This is a genomic window from Pseudofrankia sp. EUN1h, assembly GCF_001854645.1.
In the GTDB taxonomy this organism is placed as follows: Bacteria; Actinomycetota; Actinomycetes; order Frankiales; family Frankiaceae; genus Pseudofrankia; species Pseudofrankia saprophytica.
On the sequence record NZ_MBLN01000002.1, the window covers coordinates 252490 to 275758 of the forward strand.

Annotated in this window: 20 protein-coding genes; 19 read left to right on the top strand and 1 reads right to left on the bottom strand. The window is 73.7% G+C overall.

Annotated features, from left to right (window positions below):
* Positions 1-19 precede the first annotated feature (19 nt).
* The 9 genes from BCD49_RS01725 to BCD49_RS44710 all read left to right on the top strand — a co-directional run bounded on the left by BCD49_RS01725 (position 20) and on the right by BCD49_RS44710 (position 9351).
* The gene (locus BCD49_RS01725) at positions 20-703 is read left to right on the top strand and encodes a response regulator transcription factor (protein WP_007518506.1); all 684 of its coding nucleotides are present in this window, start codon (positions 20-22) and stop codon (positions 701-703) included.
* 185 nt (positions 704-888) lie between these two features.
* Positions 889-2097 carry a Ppx/GppA phosphatase family protein gene (locus BCD49_RS01730; RefSeq protein WP_007518508.1) on the top strand — a complete coding sequence of 403 codons (1209 nt, stop codon included), beginning with the start codon at positions 889-891 and terminating at the stop codon, positions 2095-2097.
* Positions 2098-2497: 400 nt separating this feature from the next.
* Positions 2498-3358, top strand: coding sequence for a sugar phosphate isomerase/epimerase family protein (locus tag BCD49_RS01735; protein WP_051466555.1), 861 nt, complete (start codon positions 2498-2500; stop codon positions 3356-3358).
* Between the two features lie 74 nt (positions 3359-3432).
* Positions 3433-4182, top strand: a complete 750-nt coding sequence (locus tag BCD49_RS01740; protein WP_007518512.1) for a class I SAM-dependent methyltransferase — start codon at positions 3433-3435, stop codon at positions 4180-4182.
* A gap of 58 nt (positions 4183-4240) precedes the next feature.
* Positions 4241-5041, top strand: a complete 801-nt coding sequence (gene proC, locus BCD49_RS01745) for a pyrroline-5-carboxylate reductase (protein WP_007518514.1) — start codon at positions 4241-4243, stop codon at positions 5039-5041.
* Positions 5042-5282: 241 nt separating this feature from the next.
* Positions 5283-5381, top strand: coding sequence for a 30S ribosomal protein bS22 (locus tag BCD49_RS40130; protein WP_003948845.1), 99 nt, complete (start codon positions 5283-5285; stop codon positions 5379-5381).
* 227 nt (positions 5382-5608) lie between these two features.
* Complete coding sequence (locus tag BCD49_RS01750; protein ID WP_007518516.1) at positions 5609-6598, top strand: SAM hydrolase/SAM-dependent halogenase family protein; 990 nt, start codon at positions 5609-5611, stop codon at positions 6596-6598.
* A 132-nt stretch (positions 6599-6730) separates the two neighbouring features.
* Entirely contained in the window at positions 6731-7771 is a 1041-nt protein-coding gene (locus BCD49_RS01755) for an NAD-dependent epimerase/dehydratase family protein (protein WP_007518518.1), read from the top strand.
* Positions 7768-9351 (top strand): 1-acyl-sn-glycerol-3-phosphate acyltransferase, encoded by a 1584-nt coding sequence (locus BCD49_RS44710; RefSeq protein ID WP_241832230.1) that lies wholly within the window; start codon positions 7768-7770, stop codon positions 9349-9351. The genes BCD49_RS01755 and BCD49_RS44710 overlap by 4 nt, the downstream gene beginning before the upstream one ends.
* 29 nt (positions 9352-9380) lie before the next feature.
* Here BCD49_RS44710 and BCD49_RS01770 read toward each other — a convergent pair whose 3' ends face one another.
* The gene (locus tag BCD49_RS01770; protein WP_007516856.1) at positions 9381-10271 is read right to left on the bottom strand and encodes an HAD family hydrolase; all 891 of its coding nucleotides are present in this window, start codon (positions 10269-10271) and stop codon (positions 9381-9383) included.
* A gap of 394 nt (positions 10272-10665) precedes the next feature.
* Here BCD49_RS01770 and BCD49_RS01775 point away from each other — a divergent pair, with 394 nt between their 5' ends.
* The 10 genes from BCD49_RS01775 to BCD49_RS01820 all read left to right on the top strand — a co-directional run bounded on the left by BCD49_RS01775 (position 10666) and on the right by BCD49_RS01820 (position 23171).
* Positions 10666-10959 (top strand): glutaredoxin family protein, encoded by a 294-nt coding sequence (locus BCD49_RS01775; RefSeq protein ID WP_007516854.1) that lies wholly within the window; start codon positions 10666-10668, stop codon positions 10957-10959.
* 241 nt (positions 10960-11200) lie between these two features.
* Entirely contained in the window at positions 11201-12166 is a 966-nt protein-coding gene (locus BCD49_RS01780) for a redox-sensing transcriptional repressor Rex (RefSeq protein WP_007516852.1), read from the top strand.
* On the top strand, positions 12163-13578 hold the full coding sequence (locus BCD49_RS01785; protein WP_071041037.1) for a glutamyl-tRNA reductase: 1416 nt from the start codon (positions 12163-12165) through the stop codon (positions 13576-13578). The genes BCD49_RS01780 and BCD49_RS01785 overlap by 4 nt, the downstream gene beginning before the upstream one ends.
* A complete protein-coding gene (gene hemC, locus BCD49_RS01790; RefSeq protein ID WP_007516850.1) occupies positions 13575-14753 on the top strand; it encodes a hydroxymethylbilane synthase in 1179 nt (392 codons plus the stop codon). The genes BCD49_RS01785 and hemC overlap by 4 nt, the downstream gene beginning before the upstream one ends.
* A 4-nt stretch (positions 14754-14757) precedes the next feature.
* Positions 14758-16614 (top strand): uroporphyrinogen-III synthase, encoded by a 1857-nt coding sequence (locus BCD49_RS01795; RefSeq protein WP_071041038.1) that lies wholly within the window; start codon positions 14758-14760, stop codon positions 16612-16614.
* On the top strand, positions 16611-17636 hold the full coding sequence (gene hemB / locus BCD49_RS01800; protein WP_007516847.1) for a porphobilinogen synthase: 1026 nt from the start codon (positions 16611-16613) through the stop codon (positions 17634-17636). The genes BCD49_RS01795 and hemB overlap by 4 nt, the downstream gene beginning before the upstream one ends.
* Before the next feature lie 160 nt (positions 17637-17796).
* Positions 17797-18000 (top strand): heavy-metal-associated domain-containing protein, encoded by a 204-nt coding sequence (locus BCD49_RS01805; protein WP_071041039.1) that lies wholly within the window; start codon positions 17797-17799, stop codon positions 17998-18000.
* Between the two features lie 57 nt (positions 18001-18057).
* On the top strand, positions 18058-20607 hold the full coding sequence (locus tag BCD49_RS01810; RefSeq protein ID WP_071041040.1) for a heavy metal translocating P-type ATPase: 2550 nt from the start codon (positions 18058-18060) through the stop codon (positions 20605-20607).
* Between the two features lie 336 nt (positions 20608-20943).
* Entirely contained in the window at positions 20944-22137 is a 1194-nt protein-coding gene (locus BCD49_RS01815; protein ID WP_007516841.1) for an ATP-binding cassette domain-containing protein, read from the top strand.
* Positions 22137-23171, top strand: a complete 1035-nt coding sequence (locus BCD49_RS01820; RefSeq protein WP_083401188.1) for an ABC transporter permease — start codon at positions 22137-22139, stop codon at positions 23169-23171. The genes BCD49_RS01815 and BCD49_RS01820 overlap by 1 nt, the downstream gene beginning before the upstream one ends.
* Positions 23172-23269: the final 98 nt, after the last annotated feature.

Consider the following 23269-nt stretch of genomic DNA (forward strand, 5'->3'; position numbering starts at 1 on the left):
GCGAAAGGAAGAGTGACCGGTGACCCGCCTGCTCGTGGTGGAGGACGAGGAGTCCTTCTCGGAGGCACTGTCCTTCATGTTGGAGCGCGAGGGTTTCGACGTCGCCGTGGCGGCGGACGGGCACGCCGCGCTGTCGGACTTCGAACGGCACGGGGCGGATCTCGTGCTGCTCGACGTCATGCTGCCGGGCCTGTCCGGCACCGAGGTGTGCCGGGCGTTGCGGCAGAAGTCCTCGGTGCCAGTGATCATGCTTACCGCCAAGGACAGCGAGATCGACAAGGTGCTCGGCCTGGAGCTCGGGGCCGACGACTACGTCACCAAGCCGTTCTCCTCGCGTGAGCTCGTCGCCAGGATCCGGGCGGTGCTGCGCAGACGCGGCAGCGAGCCGGATGAGACCGCGCCCGTCACCCTGGAGGCCGGCGGCGTGCGGATGGACGTCGAGCGACACGTCGTGACCGTGCACGGCGCGTCGGTTGCCCTGCCGCTCAAGGAGTTCGAGCTGCTGGAGATGTTCCTGCGCAACACCGGCCGGGTGCTGACCCGCGGGCAGCTGATCGATCGTGTCTGGGGCTCGGACTACGTCGGCGACACCAAGACGCTCGACGTTCACGTCAAGCGGCTGCGGGCGAAGATCGAGTCGGAGCCGGGCAACCCACGCCACCTCGTAACCGTCAGAGGACTCGGGTACAAGTTCGAGCCGTAGGCGGCCCGGTCGTATGCCGGGTCCGGTCGGCGTTCGGCGGCCGCGTCCGCCCGAGTCTCGCGGTCACCGTGCGATTGGCGCCGGTGGGCGCGCAGTGAGGGTGCGCGGAGCCCGCGGTGGGGTACGGCGGCCGGCGCGTAGCCTCGTTGGTTGCTCGATGTCCGGCAGGTATGGGGGGACAAGCGATGCGGCTGAGGTTCTCGCCGACGGCCAGGGCGGTGGCCGGGAAGGCTGAGGCACGCGCGGGGGATTCCGACGCTCCGCGCGGCGTGCCGGGTACGGCCGTGGCGCGGCGTCGCCTCGCGGTCGTGTCGGGGTCGCTGGTCCCGGCGGGTCCCGTGGGCGCGGGCGGTGGCGCCGCGGGGGCGGCGAGCTCCGGCGAGGTGGTGCCGGCGGGTGCGGCGTCGTCCGGCCAGCGGCGCGTCACGGCGGTCGCCCTGCCGGCGCCGCCGGGCCAGCCGATGCGGCTGGGTGTCATCGACATCGGCTCGAACACCGTCCACCTGCTGGTCGTCGACGCCCACCACGGCGCGGCGCCGCGGCCCGCGGCGAGTGTGCGGGTGCCGCTGCGGCTCGTCGAGCTGCTGGACGGCGACGGCGGGTTGTCGGTGAGCGGTGAGCACGCCCTGATCGACTGCATCCGCGATCTGCGCCGGCAGGCCGAGGAGCTCGCCGTCTTCGATCTCGTGGCGTTCGCCACGTCGGCCCTGCGCGATGCCACGAACAGTGATGAAGTTCTCGTCCGGCTGCGCTCCGTGACGGGCGTGGCGGTCGACGTGCTGCCGGGCGAGGACGAGGCCCGGCTGACCTTCCTCGCGGTGCGCCGCTGGTTCGGCTGGAGCGCGGGGCGGCTACTGGCGATGGACATCGGCGGTGGCTCGCTGGAGATCGGCGCCGGGATGGACGAGGAGCCGGATGTCGTCGCCTCGCTGCCGCTGGGCGCGAGCCGGCTGACCAGGGACTGGCTGACCTCCGACCCGCCGACCAACCGGCAGCTGGCCGAGCTGCGCCGCTACGTGCGGGCCCAGATCGCGCCGGTGGTGGGCAAGCTCTACCACGTCGGCGAGCCGACCAGGGCCGTCGCCACGTCGAAGACGTTCCGCTCGCTGGCCAGGATCGCCGGTGCCGAGCCCTACAGCCGTGGTCCCTACGTGCGCCGGGTGCTGCGCCGCAGCGACCTGGAGGCCGCGGCGAAGACGGTCTGCCGGATGCCGTCGGCGGCGCGGGTCTCGTTGCCGGGGGTGTCCGCCTCCCGCGCGGGCCAGCTCGCCGCCGGCGCGGTGGTCGCGGCGGAGACGATGGACCTGCTCTCGGTCGACGAGGTCGAGATCTGCCCGTGGGCGCTGCGGGAAGGCATCATCCTGCGCCGGCTCGACACCCTGAACTTCGGCTGACCCGGCCCGTCCCCGTGGCGGCGCCTCGCGTCCGGCCGGTTGGGCCGTTTCGCCCCCTCCATGGAATCCGCGGATACGCAGGGTGAGATCGTCCGGAGACGGTCGGACGGGCGTGCTCTGCTCGATGGCCTAGCCTGAGATGCGGGCCGGTCGCCCGCGGCGGGGGCCCCGCGGTGGCCGTGACGGACCGCGGTGGGCAGATGGTGTGCGCGGATGGTTGCGCCCAAGGCGCGGCCGTGCGGCTCGGGAGGCGGAAGAGGGTGTTCGAGTGCGGGTGAGACGCGACCTCGGACGAGAGGCCACCCAGGTGGCGGCCGTGGCCGACACTGACGGCGCGGGTCACGCCGCGACGTCGCACACCCCGCTGTCGGATCCGGCGAACGGCGTGAAGCCACGGAAGATCGTCGCTGTCCGTAACGTACCGGAGCGGGCGGCGCGCATCCCGGCCGCGAAGATCGCGCTGTCCACCGCGTCGACCTATCCCGAGTCGACACCCGCCGCGTTCGAGATGGCCGCCCGCCTCGGCTACGACGGCATCGAGATCATGGTCTGGACGGACCCGGTCAGCCAGGACGCCCAGGCGCTGCGCCGGCTGGTCGACTATCACGGCATCCCGGTGCTGGCGATCCACTCGCCGTGCCTGTTGCTCACGCAGCGGGTATGGGGCACGGACCCATGGGGCAAGCTCGTGCGCGCGCGGGCCGCGGCCGAGTCCCTCGACGCGTCCACCGTGGTCGTCCACCCACCGTTTCGCTGGCAGCGCGACTACGGCCGCGAGTTCATCGCCGGCATCGAGCGGATGGCGCAGGAGACCGACGTCCGCTTCGCGGTGGAGAACATGTTCCCGCTGCGAGCCCGCGGCCGGGAGGTGTCGGCGTACCTGCCGGACTGGTCGCCCGTCGAGGACGGCTACCGGCACGTGACGCTCGACCTGTCGCACACCTCCGTCTCGCGGTCGGACGCGCTGGCCATGGCCGACGCGCTCGGCGACCGGCTCGCGCACGTTCACCTCGCCGACGGCTCCGGCTCGGCCAAGGACGAGCACCTGGTGCCGGGCCGAGGCAACCAGCCGTGCGCGCAGCTGCTCGAGCGGCTCGCGACCAGGGGCTTCGACGGGACGGTCGTCGTCGAGATCAACACCCGTCGCGCCGAGACGCGGGCCCAGCGCGAGGCCGACCTCGCCGAGGCGCTCGCCTTCACCCGCCTCAACCTCGCGGCCCCCGCCGCGGCCGCCAGCCCCTCGGGCGCGGCCAAGTCCTGACGCCCTTCAGGCCGGCCGCGGCCGGCGCGTCCTGGGCGTAGCCCGCCTTTGGGATGTGGTGCCACGATTGAGGCATGGGCTCACGTTCGCTGTTCGATCCGTTGGTCGACGCCTATGACGCGGCGCGACCCACCTACCCGGACGTCCTGTTCGACGATCTCGCCCGGCTGGCCGGGCGCCCGCTCGCCGGCGCGGACGTGGTGGAGGTGGGCGCAGGCACCGGCATCGCGACCCGGCGCCTGCTCGACCAGGGTGCCCGGGTGGTCCCCCTCGATCTCGGCCCGGCGATGCTCGCCCGGCTGCGGGAGCGCACGCCGGGGATCCCGGCGATGCTCGCCGACGCGGAGGCACTGCCGCTGCGCTCCGGCGTGGCCGACCTCGTCTGCTACGCGCAGGCCTGGCACTGGGTGCGGGTACCGGCCGCGGCCGCGGAGGCGGCCAGGGTGCTGCGCCCCGGCGGGTCGCTCGCCGTCTGGTGGAACGACGTCGACGCCGAGGACGAGCGCTGGTGGGTCCGCCAGCAGGACCGGCTGGAGGCGATGAACCCCGCCTACCAGCGCGGCTACCGGGCCAGGCCGTACGCCGACGAGCTGCGCTGGACCGGCCAGTTCGCCGAGGTCGTCACGCTCGCCGGGCGCTGGTTTCGCCGGATCGACATCGACACGTACCTGACGTGGCTGCGCTCGAAGTCCTACGTCGCCGCGATCGGCGACCGGTTGCCGGACTTCCTGGACGCCGAGCGTCGCTCGATGCTGCGCGCCTTCCCCGACGGGATCATCGAGGAGCCCTTCCGCACCCTGCTGGTGGTCGGCCGCCGCCCCTGACCAGGCACCGGGACCCGTACTCTGGCGGGCGATTGGCGCGTTGGGTGGAGGAGTGGGCATGACTGTGGCGATCGTGGGCGTGGGACGGCTGGGGGAGGCGTTCCTGGCTGGGCTGTTGCGCTCCGGCGTCGAGCCGAAGGAGATCGTCGTCGCGGAGAAGGACCCGGCCAGGGCGGCGGCGGTGTCGGATGAGCACGGCGTCGCCGCGGCCGCGCCGAAGGAGGCCGCGGCGCGCGCGGACGTGGTCGTCGTGGCCGTCAAGCCGCATGACATGGCCACGTTGCTGGCGGAGGTCGGTGGTGCGCTCGCGCCCGGCGCGCTCGTCGTGTCGCTGGCGGCGGGGATCACCCTCACCGTCCTGCAGGACGCGCTGCCGGCCGGGACGCCGGTCGTGCGTGTGATGACGAACACTCCGTTGCTGGTCGGCGAGGCGATGTCGGCACTGTGCGCGGGCCGGTACGCGGGCGACGAGCACCTGGCGCGGACCGAGGCGCTGCTCGGCGCCGTCGGCCGGGTGGTCCGGGTCCCCGAGAAGCAGCTGGATGCCATCACCGCCCTCTCCGGCAGCGGCCCGGCGTACTTCTTCTACCTGCTCGACGCCATGATCGAGGCGGGGGTGCTGCTCGGACTGCCCCGTCCGCTCGCGGCCGAGCTGATGGTGCAGACGGCGCTCGGATCGGCTCGCATGCTGCGGGAAACCGGCGAGCACCCGGCGCTGCTGCGCGAGGCGGTGACCTCGCCTGCCGGGACCACCGCCGCCGCGCTGCTCGAGCTCGATCGCCGGGCCGTGCGCGGGGCCATCCTCGACGCCCTCACCGCCGCCCGCGACCGCTCGGCCGAGCTCGGTCGCTCCAACTAGCCCCGCGCTGGCAAGGCTGCGACGCCGCGCCCGCCGGGCTGCCACGCCGCGCCCGCGGGGCTCAGCCAGGCGCAGCCGGGCGCAGTCGGGCCGAGTCCACCAACCGCGCTGGGTCGTCCCTCCTGAACTCGGTGGTACCGTCCCGTCCACCGCACGCCGTGTCGAGGCGGCCACCCATCCACACCGGCGCTGGGCGGTAGGCTCGTTCGGTAGCTCTCCTCCACACAGATCGGTCGTATTCGTGGGTTCTGTAATCAAGAAGCGTCGTAAGCGGATGGCCAAGAAGAAGCACCGCAAACTTCTCAAGCGCACCCGCGTGCAGCGCCGCAACAAGAAGTAGGGCTACTGGTCACGGCCCCCCGATGTCGCGCCACGCGAGGCCGGGGGGTCGAGTCATGCCCGGGCCCGGATCGCGCGCCCTCGGGCGGAGCCGGTTCCGGCCGGGCGGCAGGCCGTGTATCCAGCTGGTTTCCTCGCAGTGGCCTCGGCGGTTGGCGGCCCGGCCTTGTGGCAGGCTGCCAGACGAGCGGCAACGGGGCCGCCTCGCTGCGGGTTCGGGAGTGCGAGATGACGTCGGCCGGGGTGATGACGGGCGCGGTGGGCGATACCGCGGCGCGACCGGTGGGGTGGATCAGCTTCCTCTCCGACTACGGACTCGAGGACACCTGCGTCGGCGTGTGCCACGGGGTCATCGCCCGGCACGCGCCACAGGCACGCGTCCTCGACGTCTGCCACGCGGTCGCCCAGCAGGACATCGAGCACGGCGCAGGCCTGCTCGCCGACAGCGTCTGCTACCTGCCGGTCGGCGTGCACCTGGCCGTCGTCGAGCGGCTGGACGCGGCGGGCTCCCCACGGCCGGACGGCTCCGCCGTGGCCCGGACGCCCGAGGGCCTTCCCGCGGCCGCGCCCGGGGCGCGGGGCGTCGCGATCCGCACGGCCGACGGCTCGACGTTCGTCACCCCGGACAACGGGCTCACCTCGCTCGCCTGGGACGTGCTCGGCGGGGTGACGGCCGCGCATGAGATCTCCAACCCGGCACTGTGGCTGCCGTTGCCGAGCGCGGTGTTCCGCGGCCGGGACGTCTACGCCCCGGTCGCCGCCCGGCTCGCGGCGGGGCTCGCCCTCGCCGAGGTCGGCCCGCGCATCGACGCGGACTCGCTCGTGCGGTTCACCCGGCCGGCCTGCGTCGTCGATGACGACCACGTCCACGCCCAGGTGCTGGCCGTCGATCACTTCGGCAACCTGTCACTCAACGTGACCAGAGCCGATCTGGAGGCCGCCGGCATGCTGCTCGGTGACCGGGTCGAGATCCGTGCCGCGGGCCGCGAGACGACCCTCCCCTTCACCTACACCTATGGCGACGTCTCGGTGGGTCAGGTGGCGCTGTGCGAGGACTCGTTGCGCCGGGTGATGCTCGCTGTCAACTGCGGCCGTGCTGGTGACCTGTTGAGGCTGCGGCGCGGGGACGCGGTGGTCATCGGCCAGCCTCCGCGCGAGCCGCGGGACGGCGCCGCGGGGGGCGCCGTCCCGGTCGTCCGGCTGCCGGCGCTGACCTGACGGGTCGGGGTGACGGCCCGGTGGCACGGGGGCGACGAGCGGAAGTCTGGTAACGCTACGCAGCGGAACCGCGGGTGGGCAGGGGTACGATGACCACACGGACCGCAGCCGATCGGCGTCCCGGGAGCCCACATGAGACCACGCCGCGTGCTTGTCACCGGTGTGTCCCGTCCCCTTGGCGCCGACGTGGCCCGGGCGCTCGCCGCCAGCCCCCGAGTCGAGACCGTGATCGGTGTCGACACGGTGCCCCCGGGCGATGATCTCGGCCGCACGAGGTTCGTCCGTGCTGACATCCGTAACCCGCTGATCGCCAAGGTGATCGCCACCGCCGAGATCGACACGGTGCTGCACCTCAACCTCATCGCGAACCCGGTCGCCGCTGGCGGCCGGACGGCGATGAAGGAGATCAACGTCATCGGGACGATGCAGCTGCTCGCCGCCTGCCAGAAGTCCGACACGGTCTCCCGCCTGGTGGTCCGGTCGACGACGACGATCTACGGCTCGTCGCCGCGTGACCCGGCGCTGTTCACCGAGGACATGGAACCGCGCTCGCTGCCGCGCGGCGGCTACGGCAAGGACGCCGTCGAGGTCGAGGGCTACGTCCGAGGTTTTAGTCGCCGCCGGCCGGATATCGCGGTCACCGTGCTGCGGTTCGCGAACATTCTCGGCCCCGGGGTCGACAGCCCGCTGGCACGTTATTTCGAGTTTCCCGTCGTGCCGACCGTGCTCGGCTTCGACCCGCGAATCCAGCTGCTGCACTCCAGCGACGCCCTCGCGGTTCTGCTGCGCGCCGCCGGCGGCGGCCACGCCGGGACCTTCAACGTCGCCGGCGACGGGATCCTGCAGCTCTCCCAGGCGATACGCCGAGCCGGCCGGCCGCCGGTGCCGGTGCCGCTCCCGGCGGTCAGCTCGCTGTCCCGGCTCGCCAGCCGCCTGCGGATCGTGGATTTCCCGCCCGAGCAGGTCGGTTTTCTCGCGCACGGCCGCGCGGTCGACACCACCCGGCTGCGCGAGGTGTTTGGCTACACCCCTCGGTACACGACGGCCGCGGCCTTCGACAGCTTCGTGCGCGAGCGCGGGCTGCGTCCGACGATCGACCCTGAACGCGTCATCCAGGCCGAACGCACGTTGCTCAATCTGATGGCCCGTCGCCGACTGGTGAGTGCGTCATGACCACCGCCGAACCACCGCAGGGTGAAGCCCGGATCATCCCGCTGGCACGGCCGGCCCGCCGCGGCGCCGCGGCGGCGCGCGCCGGGGCGGGCCGCTCCGGCGCCGAGCGCCCAGGTACCGGCGAGCGCCCAGGTACCGGCGAGCGGCAGGGCGCCGACGAGCGGCCGGTAGCCGCCGCGGCCGAAAAGGGCGAGGACGGCGCGGGCGGCGGGGGGCCGGGGCGTCCGGCCCGCCCGTCGCCGGGCCCGGAGGCTCAGGCCTCGGAGGTCAGGAGCGTTCGCCCCAGGAGCACGTCCCCCAGGAGCACCTCCGCCAGAAAAACCTCCGCCAAGAACGCCCCCGTCAAGAAGGTCCCCGGCGGGGATGCTGTCGCCAAGGACACCGCTGTCGTCAAGGACACCGTTACCAAGGGACCCGGTACCAAGGGCCCCGTTGCCCGGGACGCGGCCGCCAAGCACGCCGCCGCCGAGAGCCCGGCGACCGGGCGGGCCGGCCCACGGCCCGCGCCGCGCACGGGTGCCGCGAAGCCGCCCACTGCCCGAACCGGCGCAACCGGTGCGGGACGGGGTCGGTCGGCCCGGGCGGTGCCCGACAGGGAGCCGGAACATCCCGAGGATCGGGCCGAGCGGCTGTTGGCGCGCCCGGCCGGGCAGGACCAGGACGAGGCCGCGTCCCACGGGGGCGAACCCGCCGGCGCCGCGGGCGTGGACGCGGACGGCACGGCGCCCATGGCCGAGCCCGCCGGCCTGGAACGGGCGCTCGCCGGGATGCTCGCCTTCCTGCGCCGGCGGATCACCGGCGACTACGAGGTCGACGAGCTCGGCTTCGACCCGGACCTGACCGAGCACGTCGTCGCCCCGCTGCTGCGGCCCGTCTACCGGAACTACTTCCGGGTGGAGACGCGAGGGCTGGAGAACGTGCCCGACACCGGCGGCGCGCTGGTCGTGGCGAACCACTCCGGGACGCTGCCGATCGACGCGCTGATGACGGCCGTCGCGCTGCTCGACCACCACCCCGCGCACCGCTACCTGCGGATGCTCGCCGCCGACCTGGTGTTCTCGCTGCCGTTCCTGGCCCCGATAGCCCGCAAGACCGGCAACACTCTGGCGTGCCAGCCCGACGCCGAGCGGCTGCTCGGCAAGGGCGAGCTGGTCGGCGTCTGGCCGGAGGGCTTCAAGGGCGTCGGAAAGCCGTTCAGCGAGCGCTACAAGCTGCAGCGCTTCGGCCGCGGCGGTTTCGTCTCGGCCGCGCTGCGCACCGGGGTTCCGATCATCCCGTGCACGATCGTCGGTGCCGAGGAGATCTACCCGATGCTCGGCAACGCGAAGACGGTCGCCCGGCTGCTCGGCCTGCCCTACTTCCCGCTGACGCCGACGTTCCCGTGGCTCGGCCTGCTCGGCACGATCCCGCTGCCGTCGAAGTGGCTGATCGAGTTCGGCGAGCCGGTGCCCACCGCGCCGTTCACCGCGGCCGCCGCCGACGACCCGATGCTCGTCTTCGAGCTCACGGACCGCATCCGCGAGACCATCCAGCACACCCTCTACGGCCTCCTCATGCAGCGCCGCTCGGTCTTCTTCTAGACGTCAGACGTGTCTGGTTCTCCTAGACGTCAGACGTCCGCATAGCGGCGCTTGAGGGCCATGCCGGCGGCGACGCCGCCGGCCAGGGCGCCGAGGCCGGCGGCGGTGGGGATGCCGACCTTGGCCGCCTTGCGGGCCGTGCGGAAGTCCTTGATCGCCCAGTCGCGTTCCCTGGACGCCGCCTTCAGGTCCGGATCCGGGTTGACCGCCACCGGGTTGCCCACCAGGGACAGCATCGGCAGGTCGTTGATCGAGTCCGAGTAGGCCCAGCAGCGGGCCAGGTCCAGGTGCTCGCGATCCGCGAGCGCTCGCACGGCCGCCGCCTTGCCCGGGCCGTGCAGCGGGTCGCCGACGAGGTGGCCGGTGTAGCGGCCGTCGATCACCTCGGAGACCGTGCCGAGCGCGCCGGTCAGTCCCAGCCGGCGGGCGATGATCGACGCGAGCTCCACCGGCGTGGCCGTGACCAGCCAGACCCGGTGGCCGGCGTCCAGGTGCTGCTGGGCGAGGGCGAGGGTGCCCGAGTAGATCTGCTCGGCCATCCGCTCGTCGTAGATCTCCTCGCCGTAGCGGACGATCTCGCTGACCTCCCGGCCGGCCACGAAGGCGAGCGCCGCCTCCTTGGCGTTGTGCATGCCGTTCGGGTCCTCCAGGCCCCGCAGCCGGTAGCTGACGTGCTGCCAGCCGAACTTCAGCAGGTCACGGGAGTCGAAGAAGTCGCGGGCGGCGAGGCCGCGAGCGAAGTAGAAGATCGACGCGCCGGCCATCATCGTGTTGTCCACGTCGAAGAACGCGGCGGCCGTCGGGTCCGGCGGCGGCTTCGGCGAGGGCTCGGCCGCCGCCTTCAACGCGGCCGTGGCGGCGGCGTCTGCGGCCGCCGCGTCCGTGGCGATCGGTTCATCCTTGCGTGGTCGCAACCACATCTCATCTCCCGGCTGTCCACGGCGCGTCGTGACCATGGTCGCGTATGTCCACGGTGCGTCGCGGGCGGCGCGGCACGCCGCGCGGCGTGCCGCGCGTCACCCGGTGCGGCGCGCGCCGTCGGCCGGCTGGCCGGTACCGGCCACGATGCCGGCCCACGCCGGTCCCCGCGGCGGGTCTCCGTTGGCCGGTCCGCCCGCGGCCCTGGCGTGTCACCTGAGGACATGCGCACCCGAGCCTACGGCCCGCCCGCCGGTGTGYGTCGCAGGTCGGCGGAGATCTCCCGGGTCGGYCTGGCGATGAGAACCGGACGGGTCGTGCATAAATGGTGATGGCGATGACCAGGCGGCACCGAGGTGGCGGCCGTCGGGCGTGTGGCGGTGGGAGGGTGGGTCCATGGGCGGGACGGACGCGGTGGGCGAGGCGGCCGATGACGCGCCGCGGATCACGTTGCTGACGAGGGTGGGCTGTCATCTGTGTGACGACGCGCGCGCGGCGGTGGTCCGGGTGGCGGAACAGACCGGCGTCGGCTGGCGGGAGCTGGACGTGGACGCCGAGCCCGCCCGCGCGGACGAGTACGGCGACCGGGTGCCGGTCGTCCTGATCGACGGCAGGGAACACGGTTACTGGCGGGTCGAGGAGGCTCGGTTGCGCGACGCGCTCGTCGGGCGCCGCTGGTCGCTGCGCTGAGCCGGTCGCCGCCACCGCCGGGCGGGTCGCGGCTTTCGTCCCGGGCGCTGAAGGCTTTCGACCCGTGGATGTCTGGCCTTGGTCCCTGCCTCCCGCCGGCGCGGACGGGTGCGTCTGCCGAGTTGTCGGCGCAAACTTTGTGAAGGCTTTCACGAAGTCGTAGACTCGACGGATCTCGGGCGGCTCCGGCCGCCGCACGACGCCCTCTCGCGGCCAGATCGACCGACAGGAGCCGCGCGTCATGAGCAAGTCTCGGCGGATAGCCCGGGAGAACCGGGCCGGCGCCGTTCCCGAGGCGACGGTCGCCCGCCTCCCTCTCTACCTGCGGGTACTCACCGCGCTGGGGGACGAGGGGGTCTCGACCGTGTCGTCGGACACGCTCGCCGCCGCCGCCGGGGTGACGCCGGCGAAGGTGCGCAAGGACCTCTCTCATCTGGGTTCCTACGGAACCAGAGGGGTCGGCTACGACGTGGCCGTCCTGCTCGACCGCATCTCGGCGCGCCTCGGGCTGACCGAGGACCGAGCGGTGATGCTGGTCGGAGTGGGTAATCTCGGGCACGCGCTCGCGCGCTACGGCGGGTTCCCAGCTCGCGGGTTCCGGATCGTCGCGCTCGTCGACGCCGACCCGGCGCGCGCCGGCGAGGTCATCGGTGGTGTGCGAATCCGCTCCGTGGACGAGCTGGAAAGGCTGATCGAGGACTTTCAGGTGACGATCGGTGTGATCTGCACCCCGGCCGGGGCCGCGCAGCACGTGTGCGACCGGCTGGTAGCCGCCGGTGTCACCAGCATCCTCAACTTCGCACCGGTCGTCCTGACCGTCCCCCAAGGGGTCGACGTGCGTAAGGTCGATCTGGCCGTCGAACTGCAGATCCTGTCGTTCCATGAGGCGCGCAAGCGCCCGGCCGGTGGCGAACGTGTCCGGCCCGCAACCCTGGGGACGCTGCCGGTGGGAACACCACCCGAGGGCCGCGCGGACACCGCCGGGGCCGCGGGCCTCGGTGACGACAGCCTCGGTAGCCGTGGCCTCACCGACGGCGGGACGGATGCCGCCGTCGGCGGCGTTGGTGTACAGGGCGGCGGCGCGGACGGCGCGGGCGCGGGCGGCAGGACGGACGGGATCGTGCGCATGCAACGGATCACAGCGGCGCAGCGGCGGGACGAGTCCCGCCTGGGCGAGGTAGCCGGCGCCGGCGGTGAGGGGTCGTGAGCCTGCTCGCAGTCGGCCTGAACCACCGGACGGCGCCCAACTCGTTATTGGAGCTCGCCGCGGTGTYGGGCGACGACGCTCCGAAGGTGCTCGGCGATCTCGTCCAGGCCGACCATGTGCTCGAGGCCGTGGTCCTGTCCACGTGCAACCGTACCGAGATCTACGCCGAGGTCGACACCTTCCACGGTGGCCTCGCCGACATCTCCGACCAGCTCGCCCGGGTCTGTGGCGTCGATCTGGCGGTGCTGTCGCCGCACCTGTACGTGCACCATGAGGCGCGCGCGGTAGGGCACCTGTTCACCGTCGTCTGCGGGCTGGACTCGATGCTCGTCGGCGAGAGCCAGATCCTGGGGCAGGTCCGGACGGCGTTTCGCGGCGCCCAGACCACCGGGGCCGCCGGCGGCTCGCTCGCCGCGCTCTTCCAGACGGCGTTGCGGGTCGGCAAGCGCGCGCACAGCGAGACGTCGATCGACGCCGCCGGTGCCTCGATCGTCTCCGTCGGCCTGCAGATAGCGGCCGGCAGCCTCGACGTCCGCCGTCCTCAGCGGCTCTCCACGGACATCACGCCGGCCGACTCGGCCGCGCGCTCTGAGCCGGCGGCGCCGGTTGGCTCGGCGGCCGAGGCGGTGTCGGCCGACCTGCCGCTGGACGGCAGCCGGGTACTGATCATCGGGGCGGGCGCGGTCGGCGGCCTGACGGCGGCGACCGTCCGGCGGGCGGGCGCGACGGAGCTGGTGGTCGCCAACCGGACGCCCGCGCGCGCGGCCGCGATCGCCGAGAACCACGGCGCCCAGGTGGTCGGCCTCGCGGAGCTGCCCCACGAGATCGGCCAGGCCGACCTGGTCGTCTCCTCTACCGACGCGACCGGTCTGGTGGTCACCTACGACATGGTCGAGGCGGCGCTCGCCACCCGGGCGGGCCGGCCGCTGGTGTTTCTCGACCTGGCGCTGCCGCACGACATCGACCCGGTGGTGCGCGAGCTGCCCGGCGTGGTGCTCGTCGACCTGGAGTCGCTGCGCGTCGCGCTGGAGGGCGCGCAGGTCTCGCACGATGTCGAGGCGGTGCGCTCGCTGGTCTCCGCGGAGGTGACCGGCTTCCTCAACCGGCGCGGCGCCGTCCGGGTCACCCCGACGGTGGTGGCCCTGCGCGCCCAGGCCGCCGCGATCGTGCAGGACGAGCTCGACCGGCTGCGCGGCCGGCTGCCCGGCCTGGACGCCCGGGAGTGGGAGATGGTGACCGGTACCGTCCGCCGGGTGGTCGACAAGTTGTTGCACGCCCCCACGGTGCGGGTCCAGCAGCTGGCGAACGGTCCCGGCGGCGACTCCTACGCCGAGGCGCTGCGTGAGTTGTTCGACCTCCCCCGTGAGGTCCCGGCCGTCGTCTCGGCCCCTGACCTGCTGGAGCAGCCTTGACACCCTCGTCCCTGCCATCGCTCACGCCGGTGACGCTCGCGTCGCCCGCCGGGGCACCGGCGCCCGGTGGGATGCGCACCCGGCTGCGGCTGGGCACCCGGCGCTCGGCGCTGGCGCTCGCCCAGTCCGGGATGGTGGCCGCCGACCTGCGGGCCCAGCTCGGCATCGAGGTCGAGCTGGTACACATCGTGACCGAGGGCGACCGGAACAAGGCGGCGATCAGCCAGCTGGGCGGTACCGGGGTGTTCGTGAGCGCGCTGCGCGACGCCCTGCTCGCCGGTGAGGTCGACCTCGCCGTCCACTCGCTCAAGGACCTGCCCACGGCCGCCCCGGAGGGGATCGCGCTCGCCGCCATCCCGCCGCGCGAGGACGTGCGTGACGTGCTGGTCTCGCCGAGCGGGCGGCGGCTCGCCGAGCTCGGCCCGGGCGCGCGGATCGGCACCGGCTCCGCGCGGCGCGCCGCCCAGCTGCTCGCGCTCGGCCTTGGCCTGGACGTGGTACCCATCCGCGGCAACGTGGATACCCGGATCAAGAAGGCGATCGACGGCGAGGTGGACGCCGTCGTGCTCGCCTGGGCCGGGCTCGCCCGCCTCGACCGGCTGGACGCGGTGACCGAGGTTCTGGAGCCGGAGGTGATGCTCCCCGCGCCTGGGCAGGGCGCCCTCGCGATCGAGTGCCTGGCCGCGGCGACGGCGCCGACGGGTGTGGCGACAGGTTGCCCGGTGGTCCCGGACGGCGATGTGACGGGAGCCGGCGGGTCGGCTACTCCGGGAAGCGGAGTTGGGGCTCCGCTTGCTGGGCTGCTACGGTTTGTGCTCGACGATGCACCGTCGTCCGTGGCGGTCAGGGCGGAACGTGCCTTTCTGGCGGCGATCGAAGCGGGTTGCACCGCGCCGGTCGGCGCGTTGGCGCGGGTCGTGCCCGCGACCGGTGACGCCAGTACCGCTCGTGGGCAGAACTCTGCCGACGAGCGGAGCGGGCGCCCAGTGAGCGGGACCGGTCAGGCCACTGTCGCCAGCGAGATTCGCCTGCGCGCGGTGGTCGCGTCGCCGGACGGCCGGGCCGTTCTGCGGCGCGAGCTCACCGGCCCGACCGCCGACCCGGAGGCGCTCGGCAGGCGCCTCGCGGACGACCTGCTCTCCGCCGGAGCACACACGCTGATGGGAACCCGCTGACGTCATGGCCACTCGACGAACGAAGAAGCCCGTGTCCCCGGTCGCCCTCGTGGGCGCCGGGCCCCGTGACCCCGGCCTGCTGACCGTGCTGGCCGTCGAGACCCTCAATGCCGCCGACGTCGTCGTCGCCGACCCGGACGTGGCCCCGGCCATCCTGGAGCCGCTCACCGCCGAGGTGCTGCGGATCGGTGACCTGGACGCGCCGAAGCCGATCCGGGACGCGGAGGCGGCCACCGCCGCGGTGGTCAGCCGTGCCCGCTCCGGCGACAAGGTCGTCCGGCTCTACGGGTCGGATCCATGGCTCACCCGGATCGGCGCGAACGACGCGCAGTCGCTCGCGAAGGCCAAGATCCCGTACAAGGTGATTCCCGGCGTCGCGACCGGCGCGGCCGTCTCCACCTACGCGGGCGTCGCCCCCGGCCTGCCCGTCACCTTCGCGAGTACCAGCGGGGTGTTCTCGTCCAGCGGCGAGCTGCCGGTCGCCTCCCCGTTCGGGCCGGACGCGGTCGGCCTCGGCTCGTCGCCGTTCGGGTCGTCGCGTGGTCTGATCGGCCGCCCGCTGGGCGGCGGGCTCGGCGGTGGCCTCGGTGGCGGCCTGGGCTCGGGGAGCCTGGGGTCCGGTGGCCTGGGCGGCGGGCTCGGTGGCGGCCTGGGCGGTGGCCTGGGCCTTGGCGCCGGGTTCGGCGGGCTCGGCGGCGGGACCGTCGCGGGCATGTCCGACGTGGACTGGGCCGGCCTCGCCCAGACCCCGGGCACCCTGGTGATCACCGCGGCGCCGAACGAGATCGGCAAGGTCGCCACGGCGCTCGTCGAGCATGGCCGGCCAGGTGACACCCCGACGGCCGTCACGGTCGACGGCACCACCACCGACCAGCGCACCGTCAGCTCCACCCTCGACCGGATCGAGGCCGACTGCGCGCCGCTGCTGGCCAACTCGAGCCAGCCGCCGACCCAGATCGTCCTGTCGATCGGCCCGGTGGTCGCGACCCGCGCCAAGCTGTCCTGGTGGGAGACCCGCGCGCTGTTCGGCTGGACCGTCCTGGTGCCGCRCACCAAGGAGCAGGCCGCGATCCTGTCGGATCTCCTGCGTTCGCACGGCGCGAGCCCGCTGGAGGTGCCGACGATCGCCGTCGAGCCCCCGCGCACGGCTGCCCCGATGGAGCGCGCGATCACCGGGCTGGTCTCCGGCCGCTACCAGTGGGTGGCGTTCACCTCCGTCAACGCGGTCAAGGCCGTGCAGGAGAAGGTCGAGGAGCGCAGCCTGGATGCCCGCTCGTTCGCCGGCGTGAAGGTCGCCGCGATCGGCGAGGCGACGGCGGACGCGCTGCGCACCTTCGGCATCCGGCCCGACCTGGTGCCCGCCGGCCAGCAGTCCAGCGAGGGCCTGCTCGCCGACTGGCCGCCCTACGACAGCTCGCTCGACCTGCTCGACCGGGTGCTGCTGCCGCGCGCCGACATCGCGACCGAGATCCTGGAGGCCGGGCTCAAGGAGCGCGGCTGGCAGGTCGACGACGTCACCGCCTACCGGACGGTGCGCGCCGCGCCGCCGCCCGCGCCGATCCGCGAGGCCCTCAAGGGCGGCCGCGTCGACGCCGTCGTCTTCACCTCGTCTTCCACGGTGCGCAACCTGGTCGGTATCGCCGGCAAGCCGCACGAGACGACCGTGATCGCCTGCATCGGCCCGAAGACGGCCGAGACCGCCCAGGAGCTGGGCCTGCGGGTCGACGTGCAGGCGCCGGAGGCGACGACCGCCGCGCTGGTCGGCGCGCTCGCCGAGTTCGCCGCCGAGCACCGCGAGGAGCTCGGCAAGGTCGGCCCGCTGGCCGCCCGCCTGCCCAAGCCGCGGCGGGGCCGGCGATGACGGCCGGCGCCGTCGGGAAGCTCGCGGGCCTGCCCGCCGGCTTCCCGCTGGCGCGGCCGCGCCGGCTGCGGCGGACGCCGGCGCTGCGCCGGCTGGTGGCGGATGTGCGGCTGCACCCGGCGGACCTGGTGTTGCCGGTGTTCGTCAAGGAGGGCGTGTCCGAGCCGGTGCCGGTGGCCTCGATGCCGGGAGTGGCGCAGCACACCCGGGACTCGCTGCGCAAGGCCGCCGCCCAGGCGGCCGAGGCCGGAGTCGGCGGGATCATCCTGTTCGGGGTGCCCGCGGTGAAGGACGGCCGCGGCTCGGCGGCGGACGACCCCGACGGGATCGTCCAGCTGGCCATCCAGGACGTGGTGTCCGAGGTCGGCGGGGACGTCGTGGTGATGGCGGACCTGTGCCTCGACGAATACACCGACCACGGGCACTGCGGGCTGCTGACCGCGTCGGGGGACGTCGACAACGACGCGACCCTCGAGCGGTACGCGAGCATCGCGGTCGCGCAGGCGAACGCCGGCGTCCAGGTGGTGGCTCCGAGCGGCATGATGGACGGCCAGGTCGGCGCGATCCGTGCCGCGCTGGACGGCGCCGGCTACCCGGACCTGCCGATCCTGGCGTACTCGGTGAAGTACGCGTCGGCGTTCTACGGGCCGTTCCGGGAGGCCGCCGAGTGCGCGCCCCAGTTCGGCGACCGGTCGGGCTACCAGCAGGACCCGGCCCGCTCCGCCGCAGAGGCGCTGCGCGAGGTGGCGCTGGACCTGGCCGAGGGCGCGGACGCGGTGATGGTCAAGCCCGCGCTGGCGTACCTGGACATCCTGCGGGCGGTGTCCGACAACGTGGACGTGCCGGTGGCGGCCTACCAGGTCTCCGGGGAGTACGCGATGGTCGAGGCCGCCGCCGCGAACGGCTGGGTCGACCGCGAGCGGATCATCGCCGAGACGCTGACCGCCATCCACCGCGCGGGCGCGGACATCATCCTCACCTACTGGGCCACCGAGTTCGCCACCAGGCTCGCCCGCGGCTGACCGGCCGACCGGCTGGCCCCGCCGCGAGACGCTTCTTCACCGTGATCCCTCCCGGGGTCCGCCGCGGGCGTATGCCTGGCTTCGTGGTACCCCCCAGGGGTATATTCGAAGGGCCGCCGGGGGCACCGGCGGGCTCGGGCGTGAAACGGAGGGGGAAGTCATGGTCGCCAGCACGTACACCGTGACGGGGATGACCTGCGGGYACTGCGTGAACGCCGTGACCGAGRAGATCTCGCACCTGCCGGGAGTATCGGACGTCCGGGTCGACCTCGCCTCCGGCACGGCCGAGGTGGTCAGCGACGCCCCCCTTGATCGCGAGGCGGTGCGGGCCGCCGTCGAAGAGGCTGGCTACCAGCTCGTGTGACGCCAGCTCGTGTGACGCGCGGGCGCGGCGACGCGCCTCGTGGGCGGGAGGACGACGATGGCCGCGATCCGGGAAGTCGACCCGATCGGCGCGGGTGACACCGTCGAGCTGATGGTCGGCGGGATGACCTGTGCCTCCTGCGCCGCCAGGGTGCAGCGCAGGCTGAACAAGCTGCCGGGCGTCGACGCCGCGGTGAACTACGCGACCGAGCGCGCGACCGTCCGCCTGGTCGGCCCCGCCGAGGAGCCGACGACCGTCGTCGACCTCGTCCACGCGGTGGAGGCCGCCGGCTACTCGGCCGCGCCGCTCGCCCCAGCCGGCACGCGCCGGCTGGCGGACGGGCCTGGCTGGGAAGATCAGAAGGGCCAGGCTGGTGGGGCCGACGTGGACCAGCCGCCCACCGTCGACGCGATCGCCGAGGCCGAGGCGCGGGAGGCGGCCGAGACCCGCCGGTCGTGGACGCGGCTGTGGGTGAGCGCCCTGCTCGCCGTCCCGGTGATCGTGCTGGCGATGGTGCCGCCGGCGCAGTTCCCCGGCTGGCAATGGGTGTCGCTGGCGCTCGCCGCGCCGGTGGTCGGCTGGGGCGGGCTGCCGTTCCACCGGGCCACCTGGCGCAACCTGCGCCACGGCGCGCTCACGATGGACACGCTGATCTCCCTGGGCACACTCGCCGCCTTCGGCTGGTCGCTGTACGCGCTGGTCTTCGGGGACGCGGGCATGATCGGCATGCGGCACGGCTTCGACCTGGCCGTCGGCTGGACGGACGACGGCCTCGGGGAAAGCCTCGACACGATCTACTTCGAGGTGGCGGCCGGCGTCACCGTGTTCCTGCTCGTCGGTCGATACCTGGAGCTACGGTCACGCCGCCGGGCCGGGGCGGCGCTGCGGGCGCTGCTGGAGCACGGCGCGCGGGACGTCGCCGTGGTGGGCCCGGACGGGGCCGAGCATCGGGTGGCGGTCGAAGCGCTCGCCGTCGGCGACCTGTTCGTGGCCCGACCGGGCGAGCGGATCGCCACCGACGGGGTCGTCGTCGACGGAGCGGCCGCGATCGACGCCAGCCTGGTCACCGGCGAATCGGTGCCCGTCGACGTCGGCCCTGGCGCGGCGGTGACTGGCGGGACCGTCGCGGCCGGCGGCCGGCTCGTCGTGCGGGCGACCAGGGTCGGCGCGGACACTCAGCTCGCGCAGATGGCCAGGATGCTCGCCGCCGCCCAGTCGGGCAAGGCCGAGATCGCCCGGCTGGCCGACAGGGTGTCGGCGGTGTTCGTCCCGGTCGTCCTCGTGCTTGCCGCCGGAACCCTCGCCGGCTGGCTGGCCACCGGCCGGCCGGTGGCCGCCGCCTTCACCGCCGCCGTAGCCGTGCTGATCGTCGCCTGCCCGTGCGCGCTCGGCCTCGCCACCCCGATGGCGCTGCTGGTCGGCACCGGGCGCGGCGCCCAGCTCGGCATCCTGATCCGCGGGCCGGAGGTGCTGGAGTCGACCCGGCGGGCTCAGGTCATCGTGCTCGACAAGACCGGCACGGTCACCATCGGCCGGATGAGTGTGGTCGAGGTGCGCCCCGCCGCCGGAACCGCCGCCGCCGGTGCCTCCGCGAGCGAGGTGTTGCGCCTGGCGGGCGCCGTCGAGGCGGCCAGCGAGCACCCGATCGCCCAGGCGATCGCCGCGGCCGCCCGCGCGGCTGAGGCAGCCGGCACGGCTGGGGTGGCCGGCACGGCTGGGGTGGCCGGCACGGCTGGGGTCGACGGTGTGGCTGGTGCCGGCCTGGCGATCGCCGGGCCGGCGGTGACGGACTTCGTCGCGCTGCCCGGGCTCGGCGCCGGCGGCATCGTCGACGGGCGTCGGGTGCTCGTCGGCCGGGCACGGCTGCTCGCCGAGCGGGGTGTGCCGGTCGACGATGACCTGGCCGCGTGGCAGGCGGCCACCGAGGCCGCTGGCCGCACCGTGGTTCTCGTCGCCTGGGGCGCCGCGCCAGACCGCGCACCGCGGCCCGGCGACACCGGCGACACGATCGACCTGCGTGCTCGGGGTGCGGTCGTGGTCGCGGACACCGTGCGCCCGAGCGCGGCCGCCGCGGTCGCCGCGCTGCGTGGGCTGGGGCTGCGGCCGATGCTGGTGACCGGGGACGCGGAGCCGGTCGCGCTGGCCGTCGCGGCCCAGGTCGGGATCGACGCCGCGGACGTCGTCRCGGGCGTGCTGCCGGCCGGAAAGGTCGAGACCGTACGTGGGTTGCGGGAGCAGGGGTTGGTCGTGGCCATGGTCGGTGACGGGGTGAACGACGCCCCGGCACTCGCGCTGGCCGATCTCGGGCTCGCGATGGGCACGGGCAGCGACGTCGCGATCGAGGCGGGCGACCTGGTGCTCGTCGGCGGTGACCCGATGGCGGCGGCCGACGCGATCCGGCTGTCCAGGGCGACGCTGCGCACGATCCGCGGCAACCTGTTCTGGGCGTTCGCCTACAACGTGGCGGCGCTGCCGGTCGCGGCTCTCGGGCTGCTCAACCCGATGATCGCCGGCGCGGCGATGGCGTTCAGCTCCCTGTTCGTCGTCTCGAACAGCCTGCGCCTGCGTCGCTTCGCCCGCTGGCGCTCCGTTTCCGTTACCGCCTGACCGGTAGCTGCCACGGGTGCGGTGGGTGGATGGGTTCCCCATATCCACCGCAACGCATAAGTTTGCCCACGCAACGGCACAGACCGGCGTCTCGGCATCGACCGCGGCGCCGGTCTGCCGCGACCCGCATCGGATCCACGGAGCGGGCCGCTGCCCGCGCCGATCAGGGGGCGCCGGGCCGGCCGTTGGGCTGGTCCGCCGAGCGGAGGATCACCAAGACGCGGCATGACCACGACGCATCCGGCGCGCAGACCCGCGTCACCGACGGAACTACCCGGTTCGGCACCTGAGCCGGAGCCACCCGCCGCCGACGAAGGCGAGGCAGCGGGCCCTGCTGTGACCGAAGGCGACGAGGAGACTCCCGCCGGCGGCGAGGCGGCGGCGGAGCCTGACACGGCCGAGGGTGAGGAGCATCCTCCCGCCGAAGTTGGGGGGACAGCGGAGCTCGGCGCGTCCAGGATTGATGACGTGTCCGGGGCTGGTGATCTGTCCGGTGCCGAAGGCGGGGCGGCGGTCGAGCCTCTCGTCGCCGGGGGTGCCGAGCCGGTATGGGCGATCGACGCGCGCGACCTGGTCAAGACCTACCGCGGGCGTCGGCGTGGTGATCCGCGGATTGAGGCTGTTCGCGGCGTGAGCCTGCGCGTTCCCGCAGGCACGATCTTCGGCCTGCTCGGCCCGAACGGCGCCGGCAAGTCGACCATGGTGCGGATGCTCGCCACGCTTTCCCGGCCGGACAGCGGGTCGGCCGTCGTCGCCGGCCACGACCTGCTGCGCAGCCCGTGGGAGGTCCGCCGCGCGATCGGGATCGTGTCGCAGAAGACCAGCGCCGACCTCGACGCCACGGGCCGGGAGAACCTGCTGCTGCAGGGCCGGCTCTACGGCCTCGGCGGCGCCCAGCTCGCCCGGCGCGCGGGTGACCTGCTCGAGCGCTTCGACCTCACCGGCGCGGCCGACCGGCTGGCCCGCACCTACTCCGGCGGCATGCTGCGCCGTCTCGACGTGGCGATCGGCCTCGTACAGCGCCCGGCCGTGCTCTTCCTCGACGAGCCGACGACGGGTCTCGACCCGCACGCGCGGGCGGTGATGTGGGACGAGATCGCGACGCTTATCGCCGACGGGCTGTCGATCCTGCTCACCACCCACTACCTGGAAGAGGCCGACCGGCTCGCCACCAGGGTCGCGATCGTCGACAGCGGCCGGGTGGTCGTCGAAGGCACCCCCAACGAGCTCAAGAGCGAGCTGCGCGGTGACGCCGTCGACGTCGACCTGGCCGCCGAGCCGACCGCCCCGCAGGCCGCGGACCTGCACGCTCGGCTCGCGGCCCTGCCGGGCGTGGTGGAGGTGGTGTTCGACGGCCGCGCGGTGCGGACCCGGGTGAACGAGGGCGCCGCGAAACTGCCAGCGATCTTCGCGGCCGTGGACGGCGCCGGCCTGTCCGTCATGGCGGCCACCGTGGCGCGGCCGTCCCTGGACGACGTCTACCTGCGCCACGTCGGTCACCGGCTCGGTCAGAGCGAGGAGGTGGCCTGATGGCGACGGCGGCGGAGCGGCTCCCGGACCAGCCGGAGCCGGCCATGGTGGGCGTCCCCCGGGATCCGTCTGACATCCCGGCGAGTCCACCGGCGGTCCCGGCGAACGCGTCGGCGGTCCCGGTGAACGCGTCGGCGGTCCCGGTGAACGTGCCGGCAGTACCGGCGAACGTGCCAGCAGTACCGGCCAACGCATCGTCGGGCTTCCCGGTCGAGTTCGCGGCGGCCCCGGTCGGCGTGTTCGAGAGTGGCGCCCCCTACCCCGCCGGGTGGCGGCAGTTCGGCGYGCTCACCGCACGCATGGTGCGCGCGATGCTGCGCCATCCGGCGTTCCTCGCGATCACGCTGGTGCAGGCGGTGGTCTGGCTGCCGCTGTTCGGGTCGTTGTTCCACGGCGTGGCGGCGATCCCGGGGTTCGGCGCCACGAACTACATCGACTACCTGACCCCCGGCGTGGCGACGATGAGCGTGCTGTTCTCGGCCGGCTGGTCGGGGATTCGGTTCATCGACGACATGGAGAGCGGGGTGATGGAGCGACTGCTCGCCTCGCCGACCAGGCGCTGGACGATGGTCGGCAGCATGCTCGTCTACCAGGCGCTGCTCGTCGCCGTGCAGGTGACGCTGGTGGTGCTGCTCGGCTGGGCGCTGGGTGCCAGCTTCCACTCCGGTATCGCCGGAGTACTGGTGATGATCGTCCTGGCGGTCACCCTGGGCTCGGTGGTGACGGCGCTGTCGGGGGCGCTCGCGCTGGTGGTGCGTCGACGGGAGGCACTGATCGCGGCGGCGAACCTGCTGGTGCTGCCCCTGACGTTCCTGTCGAGCGCGATGATGCCCACGCACCTGCTGCCCGGCTGGATCCGCGTGGCGTCCGCCTACAACCCGGCGAACTGGGCAGTTACCGGCTCACGGACCGCCCTCGAGGCACATCCCGACTGGATGTCCGTACTGGGGTACTTCCTCGTGCTCTTCTCGCTGGCCGGCCTCGCCTCGGCGGTCACGGTTCGCGCCTTCCGTGGGTACCTCCGTTCGCTGTGACATTGGTTCGCTCCGTGCGGGCACCGCGCTCCGGCCCCTCACTCGCTTCGCTCCCGAGGGACCTCCGCGCGGTGTCCTCCTCCGCTCACGGGCGCTCC

What these genes read in the sequence shown, in the direction of transcription:
- BCD49_RS01775 (WP_007516854.1), top strand. Translation starts at nt 10,666, where the DNA reads ATGGGCGGGACGGACGCGGTGGGCGAGGCGGCCGATGACGCGCCGCGG.
- proC (WP_007518514.1), top strand. Translation starts at nt 4,241, where the DNA reads ATGACTGTGGCGATCGTGGGCGTGGGACGGCTGGGGGAGGCGTTCCTG.
- BCD49_RS44710 (WP_241832230.1), top strand. Translation starts at nt 7,768, where the DNA reads ATGACCACCGCCGAACCACCGCAGGGTGAAGCCCGGATCATCCCGCTG.
- hemB (WP_007516847.1), top strand. Translation starts at nt 16,611, where the DNA reads ATGACGGCCGGCGCCGTCGGGAAGCTCGCGGGCCTGCCCGCCGGCTTC.
- BCD49_RS01780 (WP_007516852.1), top strand. Translation starts at nt 11,201, where the DNA reads ATGAGCAAGTCTCGGCGGATAGCCCGGGAGAACCGGGCCGGCGCCGTT.
- BCD49_RS01755 (WP_007518518.1), top strand. Translation starts at nt 6,731, where the DNA reads ATGAGACCACGCCGCGTGCTTGTCACCGGTGTGTCCCGTCCCCTTGGC.
- BCD49_RS01740 (WP_007518512.1), top strand. Translation starts at nt 3,433, where the DNA reads ATGGGCTCACGTTCGCTGTTCGATCCGTTGGTCGACGCCTATGACGCG.
- BCD49_RS01750 (WP_007518516.1), top strand. Translation starts at nt 5,609, where the DNA reads ATGACGTCGGCCGGGGTGATGACGGGCGCGGTGGGCGATACCGCGGCG.
- BCD49_RS01730 (WP_007518508.1), top strand. Translation starts at nt 889, where the DNA reads ATGCGGCTGAGGTTCTCGCCGACGGCCAGGGCGGTGGCCGGGAAGGCT.
- BCD49_RS01770 (WP_007516856.1), bottom strand. Translation starts at nt 10,271, where the DNA reads ATGTGGTTGCGACCACGCAAGGATGAACCGATCGCCACGGACGCGGCG.